Source organism: Streptomyces sp. JNUCC 63 (genome assembly GCF_054366325.1).
Genome location: NZ_CM135963.1, coordinates 7,747,336 through 7,763,869 on the forward strand (window position 1 = coordinate 7,747,336; position 16,534 = coordinate 7,763,869).

The following is a 16,534-nucleotide window of genomic DNA, read 5'->3' on the forward strand; positions in this document are numbered from 1 at the left end:
CCGGCAGGGACGGCCACCTCTTATACAGCCAGGCGTCCGGGACCTGCTGGCGCTCCTGGAGGCGGCCGGTGACCTCCTCCCCGGGCAGCAGCACCCGGACGGGCGTCCGGCACAGGGCCGAAGGCGGAGGTCGTCGTCATGCCTCCCACCGTGCGGACCGAAACCCCGGTCACTCGCTGGGTGCCCGTGGCGGTCCAATCCGGGCGAAGCCGTCTGACGGCTGCTCCAGCGCGCCTACGATGCCCTCGTGCGGAACACCAAGGCATTCAAGGAAGCCGTAGCCGAGACGCTCGCAGAGCTGGCCAGTCGGGGGGTGACGCTCGCGCCGTCGACCGTTGAGGACACCATCGAGAAGAACATCAGCGCCGTGGCTGAGCGACTGGGCATCCAGGTGCGCTCCGCCTGGCGGTACTTCGACGCCTCCGCACTCGCCGACCGCCTCGCCCACAACGCACGCGCCTTCGAGGAGAGCAGCGCGGCGGAGGGCGCCGGGCACGCGCCGATGCCGCCGGTCGGCAACCCCGAGCTGGCGCTGGTGCTCGCTGGCGTTCCGGACGCCCTGGCACAGACCGGTGGCGACCTGTACGGCGTCATCGTCAACGTGGCGGTCAACGCCTGGATGGCCGGCCACATCCACGGCGAGGACGGCTGCACCGGCTGCGACGGCAGCCGCGGCCCGGCCGGCCACGACTGGGAGGCCCGGATGCGCACCATCACCGAGATGCAGCCGGACATCGCCAAGTGGTTCGATCGCGACGTGTGGACCCGCGCCGTCAACGACACCGGCTACACCGTCACCCGCCGCTGACCGACCCCTCAGTGAAGTTCCCCAGGGGAACCTCAGACATCTCCGTTGCGGCCGCTTTCGCCCAGTTCCTGGCTGGAGTTGAGGGAAAGGAAAAGGGCGGGATGGGCGGCGCGGACGCAGCCGGGGATCGGGGCGCGCTCGCCCTGGTTGCGCGTCGGCAGGCCGCCGCGCCAGTCCGCCGGTAGATCGGCGGGCTCAATTCCGGAAATGCGTGGTGACGGCCCGGTGAGCCCGTTTAGCGTGATCTGGCTGGGATCGCCAGCAGCATGTGGTGAACACACTGGAGTACGGATGGCTCTGCCCGCACGGCTCACCGCCGCCCTGGGACGACACCCCGACGACCTCACCGAGGACGGTCTGCAGCGCGCGGTCGACAGCCAGATACCGGAGAGTGTCGACCTGGACTGGAAGAAGGACTTCTACCAGGGCACCGATGCGGGCAAGAAGGAGCTCGCCAAGGATGTGTCCGCCATGGCCAACACCGCCGGCGGCATGGTCGTCGTCGGTGTCGACGACGGCAAGCAGGATCACGCCCATGACCTGGCCCCCTTCGAGCCGGTCCCGGGCCGCGGTGAGGAGTGGATCCGCTCGGTGCTGGCGAACTGGATCCAGCCCGTCGTTCCCAACGTGGGCGTGCGATCGGTGAAGTCCGCTGTCCACGAGGGCAAGATCTACTGGGTGCTCACCGTGCCCCCGAGCACCCAGGCCCCGCACGCGGTCGCCGCTCCGGGCAACGACTACAACTTCCGCGTCCACGTCCGGCACGGCACCACGACCCGCACTCTCGCCGAATCCGAGATCGCCCAGCGCTACCGTGACCGCTTCCAGGCCGCCTCCGACGACGTCGACCGCCTGCACCAGGTCGCCGACGCAGGCTTCGGCTACCTGTCGGCCTACCTGATCAGCACCGCGCACGGCGGTAGCCCCAGGGTGACTTACTACCCGGGCTGGGTCAGCCTGGCCGCAGTTCCGGCCGTACGGGGCACCTGCGCCCTGACCACTCGGGCGGACCGGAACGCGGCGTTCGACCGGTTCTTCAAGCTCGCCGGCGAGGGAGTGACCACCCGTGTGCAGCCGGACCGTCCCGTGCTGGTCGGCCGCCGTCAGGTCCGCTTCGAGGGCGTTCCCACCGGTCAGCTTCATCAGGACGGCGCCTTCTACGTGGCGCTGCCCATCGACTTCCAGAGCGACCAGTTCGACTCCGATGGACCCAAGCGGCTGTACCAGCGCGGACTCGAACTCGACCTCGTGGCCCTGGCGCAGGCTGCCGCAGCCTGGGCGGCAGAGACCGGAGCGGCGGGTGACCTGATGCTCTCCGCCGCACTCCACCGCTTCGACGGCAGTGAGGAGGCCGTGCGCCTGGTCGTGTCGGAGAGCGCCTTCCAGCACGGCCCCTTGATGCCAATCCCAGCAACTCCCGCGCAAACCACAGCCGATCTCACCGCCATCGTCGCCGACAAGCGAGAGGCTGTTGTCGTGGCCTGTGCTCTCGTCTCCGACCTGCTGGCCGACATGGGAGCCCACCAGCCGTACGTCCTGACCCCCGAAGGGGACATCCTGACCGACCGACTCAATGACGGCTTCCGCCACCAACTCACGGGCTGGGGCGTGTGAGGCGGTAGGCACCTGCCAGCCGACAGCACGAGACCCGGGCCTGAAAGGGCCCGGGGTCCTGCGGGACCGCATCATGCTCGCACCGGCCTGGCCGGCCAGGCCGGTGCGTGAGTAGGCAGAGCCAGAGGCGCGCTACTTCTTCTTCTCCAGCAGTTTGGCCGTGGCCACGCGGTCCTCGTCGACGAAAGGGTTGGCAGTGACATCGAGGCCGAAGAGCGCGTAGATGTGGCGCAGTGCTTCGTAGGCGTCGCGTTCCGGGTCGCCCAGGGCCTTCCAGCTGTGGTTCCAGTTGTCGCTCGTGGCTAGCTGGGGGGAGCCCAGGAACGGGAAGGCCTGGTCGTCACCAGGAGCGAGTGCGCATCCGGGCGACTGAGTGAAGTCCGAGGCGACGATCCGGTGCGTCCATGGGCCGTCGACCAGCGACAGGACGTGCTGATCGACCAGCCGGAAGTACTCCAGCGTGATCTCGGTCAGCACGAACACGCTGATCCTGCGCGCCCCGCCGCCGTAGTAGCGCTCCATGGCCCAGCCCAGCATCTCCGAGGTCGCGACCGCGGCCCCGGTGACCGCTCCGTCCGACTCGACCAGCAGCCCGCGACGGGGAGCGTCGGCCAGCAGGAGACCGCCCTCACGCGGTTCCGGACGCTTGTATACCGAGGACCAGTTGAAGGCGTGGGCGCCCCGAAGCGTGTCCTGGTTGCCCAGGACGTCCCGCAGGCCGCCGTCGGCGTACATGCCCGGGACAAGCCCGCGCGGACGGTCGGGGACGGTCTGGAAGAAGAGCACTGGCGTCTCCTCCATCCCCAGGGCGGCGCGCAGGACCTCCCGGGGCTTCACCCTGTCCGCGGCCGGCGTGGGCACGGCGGTATCGGACCCGCGCCGCGCGCGCAGGCCGTCGTTCATCAGTCGGTACACCTCATCGGGCGGGAGGTAGGCCGTGGTGTCTCCGTTGCGGATCGGGACCGTCCAGCTGCTCTTTATGAACTGGCCGTTGTCCGTGATGCCCCGGGTGACCATCGCCCACCGGTCGGCCTCGGGCAGCGCCGGTACCTCGATCACGAAGTAGTGCCCGGACGCGTCCGGGTCGCCCTCGGGGTGGTCGTACCAGTAGAACTTCACCTTGAGCAGCGGGCGTACGTACTCCGTGATGACGTCCTTGTACTTGGTGTCGTCGACCAGCTTCTTGTCGAAGGGCGTCACCTTCTCCGCGACCTCGTAGAGCTCGCTGGGCCGCTTCTTCGCCTTGAAGCCGCACACGAGCAGACCACCGCCGGCGTTCGCGAACGCGGCGACGTCCTTGGCGAGCTCGAACTTGCCCTTGTCGGTGCTCAGGTCGTACGGCCCGTTGGGCGAGATGCTCTTGAAGTCGACCCACTCGCTCTCCGGGGTGCCCACGATCTCGTACGGCTGCTGCGCGGCGAGATAGGAGACGAGCTGAACCATACTGTCGGCGGCCATGCCGCCGAAGCCTACGCGCACGAGGGCATCGCCCGCACGGAGTAACGCGGCGCGCCGACCTGCAACAACTCTTGCACCATCAGGCGCGACATCTCTTGCGCGAGCTGTCCTGGCCCCGGAGGGTCCGGGCAGGTCACCACGGATGTACGGGCGTGGTCGGGGTGCTGACATCCCCGTTGCGGCCGCTTTCGCCCAGTCCCTGAATGGAGTTGAGGGTGAGGGAGGTGCGGCGCAGACGCAGCCAGGGATCGGGGCGCGCTCCCTGATCTTGCGCGTCGGCAGGGCCGTCGCGCCGTGTCGCCATCAGCGCGGCGGTTGACGTCAGGCGGGGAACATCGGCAGGGCAGAGGTCGAGCCACGGTGCTAAGCGCGGCATGCCTCCACCGGCCGGAGGCCGAGCGCGTGCACGTTGCGCTCCGCGGCCTTCACGGTGAGCGAGCCGGGATGATATGACTACGTTGCGTGATCTTGTGTGACGGCTCAGTGCCGGGGGGCGGTGAAGCGTGGCTGGGGAGCTGGAGCCAGGCAGCGATGGGGCAAGGCCGGTCTTCGAGAACATTCCGGAGCCGACCTCGCCTCCGGTGGTGGTCACCGCCCCGCAGGGCGCTCCCACTTTCACCCCGCAACAGCTCCTGGCCCACGTCTACAAGGCCGACGACTGGGAGGACTTCACCGTCGAATGGGTCCGGGCCTTCGGCCTGTGGAACGGGCGCCCCTATCTTCGGGTGAAGAGGATGGGCGGGGCAGGCGACCGAGGAGCGGACGTCGCAGCCTGTCTGACTCCGCAGGGCACTGCCGGGGAGTGGCACTGCTACCAGTGCAAGCACTACAGCAAGGCGCTGACCCAGAGCGATGCGTGGCCCGAGATGGTCAAGATCTTCACGGCGAAGGTGCTGGGCGAGTACGAGCTGCCCACGCGGTACGTCTTCGTGGCACCGAAGATCGGCCAGACCCTGGATCGGCTCCTCCTCCATCCTCCAAAATTGAAGAAGGATTTCCTCGAAGCCTGGGACAAGGCGGACTCCAAGCTCGGGACCGATCTTGACCCGGCCGTACGGCAGGCTGTCGGGGATCTTGCTCGGCAGACGGACTTCTCGATGTTCGAGGCCGCGGACATCGACAACATCCTGGAGCTGCACGCGACGACCCCGCACCATGTACGGCGCTTCCCGCAGCAGCTCAGGCCGCGTCCAGATGCCGATCCGGCGCCCGCAGAACAGAGGGCTGACGAGGCCGTGTACGTGCAGAAGCTCCTGGACGTCTACAACGAGAAGTACGGCCTCAGCCTGGAGACCCTTGCCCAGGCTCGCGAGCACGAGCGGATCAACCGGCACTTGGCCCGGCAGCGAGAGGCGTTCTTCCACGCAGACGCGTTGCGGGTCTTCGCCCGCGAGAGCGTCCCGGAGGCCACCTACAAGAAGATCGAAACGAACCTGTACAACGCCGTGGTCGACATCGAGGACCGCGACTACAACTGCGGACACGACCGCCTGGACGCGGTACTGGACGCCGCCGCAGCCCACCAGCCCAATCCGCACAACATCCTCGCCCCCGTCGTGGAGGTCATCGACCTCAAGGGCCTCTGCCACCATCTGGCAAACGACCACAAACTGACCTGGTGCAAAGAGGAGTCCGCGTGAATCCTCTCAACAGCCCCCTGGAAGTCGGCGTCCGCGCCTTGGTCCTGCTGTCCGAGACCTTCCCCCGCCGCCTGGACGTCGCCCAGCTCGTCTACCTCGACCACGCGATGCTCCACAGCGGTGACCTCGCCGACGGCCCATCCAGCCTCCACCCCGACCTCCCCGTCGGCCCTGGCGAACTCGGCATGCGCCGGCGCCTCATCGAACGGGGACTCGTCGTGCTGATGCGCGCCGGCCTCGCCGACATGACCGCCACCGACGACGGCTTCCTGTACGGGGCCACAGAGGAGGCCGCCAGCTTCCTCAACGTCCTGCAAGCCCCCTACGTCGGGCTGCTCACGGAACGGGCCTCCTGGCTAGTCAGCACCTACATGCACGAAGAAACGGACGTCCGCGACGGCATGAAGCAGATCACCCAGCGCTGGTTCGACCGCCTCACCGCTGACACTCCTCACCCAGCCGAAGGGGACGTGCTGTGAACAGGCTGACGCTGGTACACCTGACATTCCTCGGAGTGGGCAAGCCCCCCGCCACCGTTGAGTTCAGCCCGGGCCTGACGGTCATCTACGGCGCTTCCGAGACGGGCAAGTCCTACATCGAGAAGTCCGTGGACTACATGCTGGGCGCCAGCGAGCTCAAACCCATCCCGGAGGACAAGGGCTACAGCCGCATCCTGCTCGGGCTGCGAGTAGACGACGGCAGGGTCCTGACCCTCTCCCGCGGTCTCGCGGACAGCACCATCGACGTGTTCAACCGCGATCTGCGCCAGCTCACCACGGCGCCGGCCGACGCCACGCTCGGCTTCAAGCACAGCTCCACCTCCCAGCGGAACATCTCCCGCTACCTCCTCAAAATGCTGGGGATCGACGGACTGAAGATCCTCCGGAACTCGCGCGGCGAAGTACGGCTGCTCAACTTCCGGGACCTGGCCCGACTGTCCGTCATCAACGACTCGCGTATGGCCGGCGAGCGGTCCCCGGTCCTCACCACAGGACTGCCGCAGAACGAGACCGGCGAGAAGTCAGTCCTCAAGCTCCTCCTCACCGGGCAGGACGAACCAGTCGGCCCGACCGCGCCCGGCACTGTGGAGAAGAAGGTCGGCAAAGGCCAGGTCGAGATCCTCGACCGCCTCATCGACGACAACCACGAAAAACTCACCATCGCCGCGAATCAGTCCGAGCTACGTGAGCAGCTGGCTCGCCTGCAGAGCTCACTGGACAACGCCACGTCCCGATCCGGTCGACTCATCGCCTCCCGCACCGCGCTCGTGCAGCGTCGCCGTGACCTGGAAGCCAGCGACAGCGCCAATCAGCAGCGCGCCAGCGAAGTGCGTCAACTTCTGGCCCGGTTTGCACTGCTACGGGAGCAGTACGAGTCGGACCTCGAACGCCTGCGCATGGTCGGTGAAGCTGGGAATCTCCTGGGCTACTTCCAGACCGGCACCTGTGTCTTTTGCGGTGCAGAACCAGAGCACCAGCACCCTGGGCATCACCTTGCTGAGACAACTCGACTGGCGGCAGCTGTTGCCGCGGAGACCCGGAAGACCACGGAACTGCACCGCGACCTCCTCAGCACGATCGAAGACCTTGAGGCTCAAGCGGCAGATCTGAACGCGGACAGCGCCCGCCGCGCTGACCAGCTCGCAGCCATCGACAGTGAACTGCGTGCACTTGAGGAGCAGCTCGAACCACTTACGACAGACACCAGCGAGGTCCTTGCAGCTCGCTCACGCCTGGAGCAGGAGCTGGCTATCCACGCCCAGATCGAGCAGCTCGAAGAGATGAAGGCGTCACTGTCGACTGCCCTGCCCACCCCGCCGCCAGCCAGGCCGGACGGCATTCCCGCTGCCGACGTCTCAGACTTCGAGCAGGCGATTCACCAGACGCTTCAGGCCTGGCAGGTCCCCGGAGAGAACCGCGTCACCTACAACGCGACCAGTGCAGAGATTGCGGTCGACGGGCGACCCAGAGGGAGCCGTGGCCAGGGCATGCGGTCCATCATCCACGCGGCCTTCGCCGTATCACTGGCACGCCGCAATACAGCCCGCGACCTGATCCACCCTGGATTCGTCGTCCTCGACTCGCCCGTGCTCACCTACCGACAGCCCGACAATCGGGAAGCTGATCCCGAGCTGATGCCCCACGACGTAGTCGAGCACTTCTACCGAGACCTGCTTGACAACCCTCCAGGCCAGGTCATCATCATCGAGAACGGAACCCCGCCTGCCAGCATCACCGAACGCGCCAGGATCTACTCCTTCAACGCCGACGGTTCAGAACGTCTCGGCTTCTTCCCACCCCAAGACCAGCCACCCACGGGCTGACCGTAGACCAAGTTGGTGAGCGGCCAGCCATGCTGCGGCCGACCACTCTCCCCCCGAAAGTGCGCCACCGCCCCGCCACCAGGCAACTTGCCCGCTGACAGCCCTTTCAGCCACCCTCTACAGCGGATCAGCGGGCGAAGCGTCTTCAACCGCGATGACCACACCTTCGAGGACCTGGTGGACGACGTCGCGGGCGAAGTCCACGGTCAGCGTGTCCGTCAGGTGCGGCAGGAGCAGGCGGACGTAGCAGGCCCCCCAGATCAGGTCGACGATGACACTGAGGTCGACGTCGGGCCGGATCTGCCCGCGCTCCTTCGCCGTCTCCAGCAGGGCGAAGACCTGGCGTCGTCGTGGGCCGAAGTAGTGCTGATCGAACTGGGAGGCCAGCTCACCGTCCGTCTGGGCGGCGCCGATGAGCCGCGCGAAGACAGGGCCGGCGGGCGCGCGGCCCACCATGTGCACAAAAGCGGTGATGACGTGGAGCAGGTCGGCACGGATGTCGCCGGTGTCGCGCAACGCGATCTCGTCGCCGACCACGTGCATATAGGCGTCCAGGGCCAGTGCACCGCGGGAGGGCCAGTGCTTGTGGACCGTGGCGGAGCTGACCCCGGAGCGGACGATGACCTTCTCCATCGTGAATCCGCCGACGCCCTCACGCATCAGGACCTCCGCGGCGGCCTCCAGCACATCTTCGCGGACCTGCGCAATCGGCCGCCGGCCACGACCGCGACGCGCCGGGGGCTGTGGTGGGGGCATCACAGGCTCCTTTCACCGCGGTCGACACCACCATCCTAGAATATGAAGCCAGTCTTCATTTCTGCATGCCCCGAAGGGAGCCCCTTGTCCTCGGTGTCCGGCTTCAACCGCGCCGCACGGGCCGTCGCAGGATTCTTCGCCCTGCGGCCTGCGACAGGCACGATCGCACTGAATCTGGTGTCAATCGCCATCTCCTCCGCCACGATCGCCTGTGCCTGTTTCGTGTTCGGGCCACGACTCGGGATGGTGTCGCTCCTCGGAGCGCTGACCACGTACTGGGAGACCGGGCGGCCCCTGTGGGCCCGGATCAGAAACGGTCTGCTGGTGACGGCCGCGCTGACCGCGTGCATGTCGGCGGGGGTCCTGGTCGCCCCGTACCGGTGGGCCATAGTCCCGGCCAGCGTGGTGATCATTGTGATCGTCTCGTTGGCCTACTACACCTTCACGCTGACAGCCGGCCCGAGCCCGGTCATGATGTTCTACGCTGCGGTGCTCGGCACGTTCTTCGGTGCCGACCAGCGCGTCGGCTGGCAGGTGGTGGGCATCACCGCCGCAGCGGCGTTCTTCACCTCGGTCCTGCTGCTCATACCGTTGGTCTTCGCTCCGCACGGACCGGAGCGCCGTGCCCTCGCCCGGGCCCAAAACGCTGTGTCCGCCTACCAGGAACGGCCGGACGCCGATCCGGAGGTACGGCGCGCCGCCCGCAACGACGCCTACCAAGCGGTCAACAGTGCCTGGCTGACCCTGCGGTCCGCACGGCCCGCCGACCGGGGACGCCGGCACCGGGAGTTCACCGCGGAACTGATGCAGGTCAACCGCAGTCTGGCCGCGACCATCCTGGGCCGGCTCGGCACCAATGCCGCGATACGCCCGCTGGCCCCGGACACACCGCTGCTGCTGGGACGGCCGGGCTGGCGCTTCCTGATCGGCCACGCCGTGCGCGGCCACTCCGTGGAGTGGTTCACCTCCTGGCGCATGGGGCTGGCCGCCGGTATCGCCGGCGTGCTCAGCCAACTGCTCGGCATAGGCCATCCGTACTGGGCGATCCTCACCGCGACCCTGGTGATCAATCAGTGGATGGACCGGCGCGCGGCCACGCGCCGCGCCGCCCACCGCACGGTCGGAACCCTGCTGGGCGTCGGCATCTTCTGGGCGGCCTCCGCCCTGCACCCCTCCGCGTGGTGGTCGGTGGTCCTCGTGTTGGCGTGCATGGCCGGGATGTACCTGCTCCTGGCGGTGAACTACGCCGTCGCGCTGCTGTTCGTCACTCCGATGGCGTTGCTGTCCGTACAGGCCAGCGGCTCCGGCGGCACGGTGGCCTCCCTCGCCTTCGACCGCTTCACCGACACCCTGATCGGAGCCACCACCGCGCTGGTCGTCACCTGGGGCACGAGCTGGTTCTTCCCCCGCCGGCTGGTGCGCTCCCAGTCCCTCCGAGCAGCCGCGGCCCTTGCCGCCGTGGAGGACGCCAATCGCGCCGGGGACCAGTTCAGTGCGAAGGGCCGCAGAGCGCGCGCCGAGCTGCAGTACGAGCTCATCCACCATCTCAGCATCCTGGATCGCGCCGTACGCGACGACCCGAGACTGGCCGACCTCGCCGACGACGAGCACCGCCTGGCCGATGACGGCTACACAGCTCTCGGCCGCGCCTGGCAGGCCCGGCCGGTGACCACGGTGAAGAACGCCGACTGACGAAGTCCCGGGCGCCGATGACGGCCGGCGCGGCGCCCGGACTCGTTGTCAACGGCGGTTACCGGCTTCGGCGTTTCAGGGTCTGGGGGCTGGGTCAGGCCCCGTGACGGGATCCGCCGTGGCCGGCGGGCCGGAGGTATGTGGCATCCGGATGGAGGCGGACCGACCGCCGAGCAGCGCAAGCGGCGCGGGGAGGTACGGCTGCGGCGGCGGTCGGGGCGTGGATATGCTTCAAGCGGGCGTGACCGGCTGGCCGCCCCGGGGCCGCACCCGGGGAACGGTGCGGGACCACCCCGACGGTCACGGCACCCGGCCGCGGACGCTTCCCGGTGGCCGGACCGCGGCGCTTCGGTAGACCTGGGCGACCCCGAAACGCCGAGATCAGTGACGGTCTGCAACGGCAGTCGGTCAGGAGCCCACGCCGGAGAAGGCAGCGAGTGCCCTGCGGGTCATCTCCTCGACCGGGCTGGTGGCGGTCACCCTGGTGAGCAGCCCTTGGTCGGCGTACCAGCCGAGCGACGGCGCGGTCTGCTCGGTGTAGACGGCCAGGCGCTTGCGCACAATGTCCTCCCAGTCGTCGTCACGTCGTCGGAGGGCGCCTCCGCAGTCCTGGCACGAGTCCTGTGCGTTGTTGCCGGCCGGATTGGCGCGCTGTGTCAGCCCGCAGTCACCGCAGGTGCGCCGGTTGGCCGGGCGCCGTACGACGTAGTCGCCCGGGACCTCGAAGGCGAGCACGCAGTCCAGTGTGGTGCCCTGGGACACCAGAGTCTCGTGCAGCAATTCGGCCTGTCGCACGGTACGGGGGAAGTTCAGGGCCGCATAACCAACGTCTCTACGCAACCAGGGGAGTGACAGGGAGGCCTCGAACACTGAATGCCCCGAATCGGCCGGACGCTGCCACGGTGTGAGGTGGGCCGGCGCGCCACGCCCCGAGGCCAGCCTCGTCCCACAACGCCTGTCTCACTCCGAGAGGTTTCCACATCGGCGCTTACGCTCACCGTTCCACGCCCGAGCCCGATACCTACGAGGCATGGTTGCAGTATCGAAGCACATGAAGCGATACGAACCAGGCGAGGATGACCTCTTACGCGGTGGTGTGTCGAGTTCGTATGCGCCAATGCCAGTTGTTGCCGGGCTTCTCGTCGACCAGCCCCCGCCGGGCCAGCGCACGCAGGTGAGCGAACGCCTCGCCGACGGCTGCCCCCAGCGCGAAGTCGTCCAGGGCATGCCATGGCCGGGACCAGGTCATGCGGACGGCGATGTCCCAGGCAGTTTCCGCGCCCTCGCTGAGCGCGGCAAGGACTTCGGCAAAGCGCTGGTCGTGGTGCTCCCGGAGTTCGCGGAGCCGTCCGGGCAGGTCGGTAAAACGGTACTCATGGGCGGGCAGCACCTCGTCCGCGTCGAAATCCTCAAGTCTGTCCAGGGAGCGCAGGTAGTCGCCGAGCGGGTCGTCGCCCCGTGGAGCGGGGACGTTCGGAGTGATCCGTGGCAGTGCGTGATCTCCGGAGAGCATGAGCCGGTGCCGGGGCTCCCAGAAGCACACATGACCGGGTGTATGACCGGGCGTCCAGAGCGCTGACAGCGTCCAACCGGGGATGTCGGCCACACTGCCGTCCTCCATCAACCGATCGGGGCGGTGCAGTGCCTGGTGCGGCTGCATGGCGCGGAACGCGGCGCGCTGTCGTTCCATCACCTCCTGGGGTGCGCCGGCGCGCTGCATGACCGATAGCAGCCGCGGTGCCGGATCCCGCTCCTCGTACTGAGGTATCAGCGCCGCATCCTCCGGGTGAAGAGCGATCCAGGCGCCAGAGGCTTCGCGCACGCGTCCTGCGAGCCCGTAGTGGTCAGGGTGCACGTGGGTGACCAGGACGCCCTGGACGTCCTCCAGCCGGGTGCCGATGCCCAGGAGCCCGTTCGCGAGAGCGTTGTAGGCCTCGTCCGTGTTCCAGCCGGCATCGACGAGGTATGGCCCGCGGTCCGTCTCCAGGACGTATACGAACACGTACCGCAGTGACGAGTTGGGCAGGGGAACGGGCACGCTCCACAATCCCGGCCGCACCTTTTCCACAGGCGGTATCAGTCTGCCCTTGGGCCTGACTGCGAACTCATTCGTCGTTGTATTTTTGCGGGCAGGCTTTGTCATCGTGGTTCTCCCAGACACAGAAGTGGCGACTGTCCCGGTGTGTGCTTCGAGTACGGCGGAGGGCCTCGTGCTCGATCGACGGGGCGCGTGTAGAACTGGACCACATCGTGCCGATGTAGAGGCCACGACATGGTGCGCTGTCACCTTCCTTCCGAGCCTTGCGCGATGGTGCTCTTGCTGTCCGCCTCGCCGGCCGGGGGCTCGTCGTCGAGGGGGGTCTTGACGGAGTCCAGCAGCAGCTGGGCGACGTCCACGACCTGGACGGACTCCTTGGCGGTGCCGTCGTTCTTCTTGCCGTTGACCGAGTCGGTGAGCATGACCAGGCAGAACGGGCAGGCGGTGGAGACGATGTCGGGGGCGAGGGCGAGGGCCTCGTCGACGCGCTCGTCGTTGATGCGCTTGCCGATCCGCTCCTCCATCCACATCCGCGCGCCGCCGGCGCCGCAGCAGAAGCCGCGCTCCTTGTGGCGGTGCATCTCCTCGTTCCGGAGGCCCGGGACGTTGGCGATGATCTCGCGCGGGGGCGTGTAGATCTTGTTGTGGCGGCCCAGGTAGCACGGGTCGTGGTAGGTGATGAGGCCCTCGACCGGGGTGACGGGGATCAGCCGGCCCTCGTCGACCAGGTGCTGCAGCAGCTGGGTGTGGTGGATGACCTCGTAGTCGCCGCCGAGCTGCGGGTACTCGTTGCCCAGGGTGTTGAGGCAGTGCGGGCAGGTGGCGACGATCTTCTTCGCCGCCTTGGGCTTGCGCGACTCCTCGGTGACCTTGCCGTCGTCGTCCAGCTCCTCGCCGAAGGCGGTGTTCAGCGCCATGACGTTCTCCATGCCGAGCTCCTGGAACAGGGGCTCGTTGCCCAGGCGGCGGGCGGAGTCGCCGGTGCACTTCTCGTCGCCGCCCATGATCGAGAACTTGACGCCCGCGATGTGCAGCAGCTCCGCGAAGGCCTTGGTGGTCTTCTTGGCGCGGTCCTCCAGGGCGCCGGCGCAGCCGACCCAGTACAGGTACTCCACCTCGGCCAGGTCCTGAAGGTCACGGCCGACCACCGGGACGGCGAAGTCGACCTCCCGGGTCCACTCCAGGCGCTGCTTGGTGGCCAGGCCCCAGGGGTTGCCCTTCTTCTCCAGGTTCTTGAGCATCGTGCCCGCCTCGGACGGGAACGAGCTCTCGATCATCACCTGGTAGCGGCGCATGTCGACGATGTGGTCGACGTGCTCGATGTCGACCGGGCACTGCTCCACGCAGGCGCCGCAGGTGGTGCACGACCACAAAACGTCCGGGTCGATGACGCCGCTCTCCTCGGCGGTGCCGATCAGCGGGCGCTCGGCCTCCGCGAGGGCGGACGCGGGCACGTCCTTCAGCTGCTCGGCGGAGGCCTGCTCCTCGCCCTCCATGGTCCGGCCGCCGCCGGCCAGCAGGTAGGGGGCCTTGGCGTGCGCGTGGTCGCGCAGCGACATGATCAGCAGCTTCGGGGAGAGCGGCTTGCCGGTGTTCCAGGCCGGGCACTGCGACTGGCAGCGGCCGCACTCGGTGCAGGTGGCAAAGTCCAGCAGGCCCTTCCAGGAGAACTGCTCGACCTGGGAGACGCCGAAGACGTCGTCCTCGCCGGGGTCGGTGAAGTCGATCGGCTTCCCGCCGGAGGTCATCGGCTGCAGGGCGCCCAGCGCGGTGGCGCCGGTGGCGTGGCGCTTGAACCAGATGTTCGGGAAGGCCAGGAAGCGGTGCCAGGCCACGCCCATGTCGGTGTTGAGGGAGACGGTGATCATCCAGACGAAGGACGTCCCGATCTTGACCATCGCCACCAGGTAGATCAGGTTCTCCACCACCGACGCTCTGAGCGGCCTGAACGCGGCCACGAGCGGATACGAGACGAGGTACGACGGCTCGTACCCGTCCACGTGGTGCAGTGCGCCCTCCAGCCCGCGCAGGGTGAGGATCGCCAGGCCGATGACCAGGATCACCGCTTCGACGAAGTACGCCTGCCCGAAGCTGGAGCCGACGAAGCGGGACTTGCGACCCAGCAGCCGGGGGTGGGACAGCTGGCGGATCCCGATCAGTGTCAGGATGCCGAGCGTGGTCAGCACGCCGATCAGCTCGGTGAACACCTCGTACGGTGCCCAGGCACCGATGACCGGGAGAACCCAGTCGGCCTGGAAGAGCTGGCCGAAGGCGTTCACCAGGGTCAGCACAAGGGTGAAGAAGCCCACCGCCACGAACCAGTGCGCGACACCCACGACGCCCCAGCGGTTCATCCGGGTGTGGCCGAGGAACTCCTTGACCACGGTGACGGTGCGCTGCTTGGGATCGTCGGTGCGGGTACCCGCGGGCACATTCTGTCCGAGCCGCACGAAACGGTAGATCTGACCGATGGCTCGGGCGAACAGCGCCACGCCGACCACGGCCAGGACCAGCGACACGATGGTCGCGGCGAGTTGCATGGAAAACCTTTCCTCGCCGAGAGGTCGAACTAGATCTCCTAGGCCCTCTCAGCGTGCCCGCCCCGGTGCCGGAAGGCACCGGGGATGCCTTGCGCCTGGTGCTGCATGGGCTTCAGACCATTGCGTTCACTCCTGTTGGAGGCGCGACGAATGACGGACTCTGGACTTGCACACGAGCGACTTGACGGACCAGCAGCCGAGAGGTCGCGTTAACGGCGGAATCGACGAACAACTCCTGACCGCACCACCGACCGCATGTCCGGTTTCTTCAGGGTGACGTCGGTGGCCGGTGAGTAGTCGGTGTGCCGGTCACCGGGTAACGCGTTCGAAGACCGCGGCGAGGCCTTGCCCGCCGCCGATGCACATCGTCTCCAGTCCGTAACGGACCTGCCGTCGCTGCATCTCCCGGGCAAGGGTCGCCAGGATCCGGGCTCCCGTCGCTCCGACGGGGTGTCCGAGGGAGATGCCGGAACCGTTGACGTTGATGCGTTCATGGTCTGATTCGGTCAGGCCGAGCTCTCGGGTGCAGGCGATCACCTGGGCAGCGAAGGCCTCGTTCAATTCGATCAAGTCCAGGTCGGCCAGGGAAAGATTCGCCTTGTCCAGTGCTCTCCGGGTGGCTTGTACGGGGCCTAGGCCCATGGTTTCGGCGGCGACACCGACGCGTGCGAACGACACGAGGCGCACCAACGGTGTCAGTCCCAGCCGCTCGGCCGTGCGAGCGCTGGTCACCAGGCATGCCGCGGCAGCGTCGTTCTGGCCGCTGGAGTTCCCGGCGGTGACCGTCGCCTCGGGATCGGCGCCGAGCATGATCGGCTTCAGGGCCGCAAGCTGGTCCGCTGTGGTGCCTGGGCGCGGATGCTCGTCCTGGCCGACTGTCACCTCACCTTTGCGGCCACGCACCGTGACAGGAACGATTTCGTCGTCGAACCGTCCGGCTGTCATTGCCTCTCCGACACGCTGTTGGGACCGCAGGGCGAGGGCGTCCTGCTCCTCACGGGTGATGGAGAACCGCCGGCGCAGGTTCTCGGCCGTTTCGATCATGCCACCCGGAATCGGGTGGTTGACGCCTCCGGCCGTAACCCGGCCGCGTGCCAGCGAATCGTGCAGGTGCAGCGCCGGTCCCCTGATGCCCCACCGGCCCTGATGCGTGTAGAAAGGGGCCGAGCTCATGACGTCGACCCCGCCCGCGACGACCACATCACTGAAACCGCAGCGGACCTGCATGGCGGCATCGAGTACTGCCTGCAACCCGGATCCGCAGCGGCGGTCGATCTGCACGCCCGTCACCGTGTCCGGCAGCCCCGCGTCGAGCGCTGCCACCCGTCCGATGGCGGGTGCATCGGAGGTCGGATAGGCGTGCCCGAGGATCACCTCGTCGACCCGCCCCGGATCGATGCCGGTACGCCGAACGATCTCTGAGATGACATGCGCGGCCAGCGCCGCCGGCTGCTGGCCGGCGAGAAGACCGCCGAACCGGCCGATGGGGGTGCGCAGCGGCTCACTGATGACGATATCGAGCTGCTCGGGCACTCTGCGTCCTTCCGTGAAGGCGGAGGGAGCGCTGGCGCGGAGATTGGTATCCACCGACCCTCCCGTCCAATTACTGAGAAATGTCCACTACCTGATCGGCCGGACAGCCGAACATGCTCACTGGGGCGGTTC

The 16,534-nt window shown here is 67.8% G+C and carries 12 protein-coding genes; 6 read left to right on the plus strand and 6 right to left on the minus strand.

What is annotated here, in order from left to right:
* The first annotated feature begins 247 nt into the window (after nt 1-247).
* Both ACX25U_RS35900 and ACX25U_RS35905 read left to right on the plus strand, forming a co-directional pair.
* Nucleotides 248-808, plus strand: a complete 561-nt coding sequence (locus ACX25U_RS35900) for a hypothetical protein (RefSeq protein ID WP_454386231.1) — start codon at nt 248-250, stop codon at nt 806-808.
* Nucleotides 809-1,099: 291 nt separating this feature from the next.
* On the plus strand, nt 1,100-2,422 hold the full coding sequence (locus ACX25U_RS35905) for an AlbA family DNA-binding domain-containing protein (RefSeq protein ID WP_454386233.1): 1,323 nt from the start codon (nt 1,100-1,102) through the stop codon (nt 2,420-2,422).
* A 132-nt stretch (nt 2,423-2,554) separates the two neighbouring features.
* Here ACX25U_RS35905 and ACX25U_RS35910 read toward each other — a convergent pair whose 3' ends face one another.
* The gene (locus tag ACX25U_RS35910; protein ID WP_454386234.1) at nt 2,555-3,880 is read right to left on the minus strand and encodes an AlbA family DNA-binding domain-containing protein; all 1,326 of its coding nucleotides are present in this window, start codon (nt 3,878-3,880) and stop codon (nt 2,555-2,557) included.
* A gap of 503 nt (nt 3,881-4,383) precedes the next feature.
* Between ACX25U_RS35910 and ACX25U_RS35915 the strand changes: the two genes are divergently transcribed.
* The 3 genes from ACX25U_RS35915 to ACX25U_RS35925 are packed head-to-tail and all read left to right on the plus strand — an operon-like array spanning nt 4,384 to nt 7,843.
* Nucleotides 4,384-5,520, plus strand: a complete 1,137-nt coding sequence (locus tag ACX25U_RS35915) for an ABC-three component system protein (RefSeq protein WP_454386236.1) — start codon at nt 4,384-4,386, stop codon at nt 5,518-5,520.
* The gene (locus ACX25U_RS35920) at nt 5,517-5,999 is read left to right on the plus strand and encodes an ABC-three component system middle component 2 (RefSeq protein ID WP_454386238.1); all 483 of its coding nucleotides are present in this window, start codon (nt 5,517-5,519) and stop codon (nt 5,997-5,999) included. The genes ACX25U_RS35915 and ACX25U_RS35920 overlap by 4 nt, the downstream gene beginning before the upstream one ends.
* On the plus strand, nt 5,996-7,843 hold the full coding sequence (locus ACX25U_RS35925) for a hypothetical protein (protein WP_454386240.1): 1,848 nt from the start codon (nt 5,996-5,998) through the stop codon (nt 7,841-7,843). Before ACX25U_RS35920 ends, ACX25U_RS35925 begins: the two co-directional genes overlap by 4 nt.
* Before the next feature lie 117 nt (nt 7,844-7,960).
* Here the strand turns inward: ACX25U_RS35925 and ACX25U_RS35930 are convergent, their stop codons facing one another.
* On the minus strand, nt 7,961-8,599 hold the full coding sequence (locus ACX25U_RS35930) for a TetR/AcrR family transcriptional regulator (protein WP_454386242.1): 639 nt from the start codon (nt 8,597-8,599) through the stop codon (nt 7,961-7,963).
* 93 nt (nt 8,600-8,692) lie between these two features.
* Here ACX25U_RS35930 and ACX25U_RS35935 point away from each other — a divergent pair, with 93 nt between their 5' ends.
* Nucleotides 8,693-10,291, plus strand: a complete 1,599-nt coding sequence (locus ACX25U_RS35935; protein WP_454394662.1) for an FUSC family protein — start codon at nt 8,693-8,695, stop codon at nt 10,289-10,291.
* A 408-nt stretch (nt 10,292-10,699) separates the two neighbouring features.
* On the opposite strand, the gene ACX25U_RS35940 is transcribed toward ACX25U_RS35935, so the two are convergent.
* From ACX25U_RS35940 to ACX25U_RS35955, 4 genes are all read right to left on the minus strand, one after another.
* Nucleotides 10,700-11,161: a nucleoside monophosphate kinase gene (locus ACX25U_RS35940; protein WP_454386244.1), complete on the minus strand. Its 462-nt coding sequence runs from the start codon at nt 11,159-11,161 to the stop codon at nt 10,700-10,702.
* Nucleotides 11,162-11,375: 214 nt separating this feature from the next.
* Nucleotides 11,376-12,329, minus strand: coding sequence for an MBL fold metallo-hydrolase (locus ACX25U_RS35945; protein ID WP_454386246.1), 954 nt, complete (start codon nt 12,327-12,329; stop codon nt 11,376-11,378).
* A gap of 245 nt (nt 12,330-12,574) precedes the next feature.
* Nucleotides 12,575-14,869: a (Fe-S)-binding protein gene (locus ACX25U_RS35950; RefSeq protein ID WP_454386248.1), complete on the minus strand. Its 2,295-nt coding sequence runs from the start codon at nt 14,867-14,869 to the stop codon at nt 12,575-12,577.
* Between the two features lie 309 nt (nt 14,870-15,178).
* Nucleotides 15,179-16,402: an acetyl-CoA C-acetyltransferase gene (locus ACX25U_RS35955; protein ID WP_454386250.1), complete on the minus strand. Its 1,224-nt coding sequence runs from the start codon at nt 16,400-16,402 to the stop codon at nt 15,179-15,181.
* Nucleotides 16,403-16,534 lie beyond the last annotated feature (132 nt).

Coding starts and splice junctions, on each gene's coding strand:
- ACX25U_RS35905 (WP_454386233.1), top strand. CDS start 1,100: ATGGCTCTGCCCGCACGGCTCACCGCCGCCCTGGGACGACACCCCGAC.
- ACX25U_RS35910 (WP_454386234.1), bottom strand. CDS start 3,880: ATGGCCGCCGACAGTATGGTTCAGCTCGTCTCCTATCTCGCCGCGCAG.
- ACX25U_RS35930 (WP_454386242.1), bottom strand. CDS start 8,599: ATGCCCCCACCACAGCCCCCGGCGCGTCGCGGTCGTGGCCGGCGGCCG.
- ACX25U_RS35950 (WP_454386248.1), bottom strand. CDS start 14,869: ATGCAACTCGCCGCGACCATCGTGTCGCTGGTCCTGGCCGTGGTCGGC.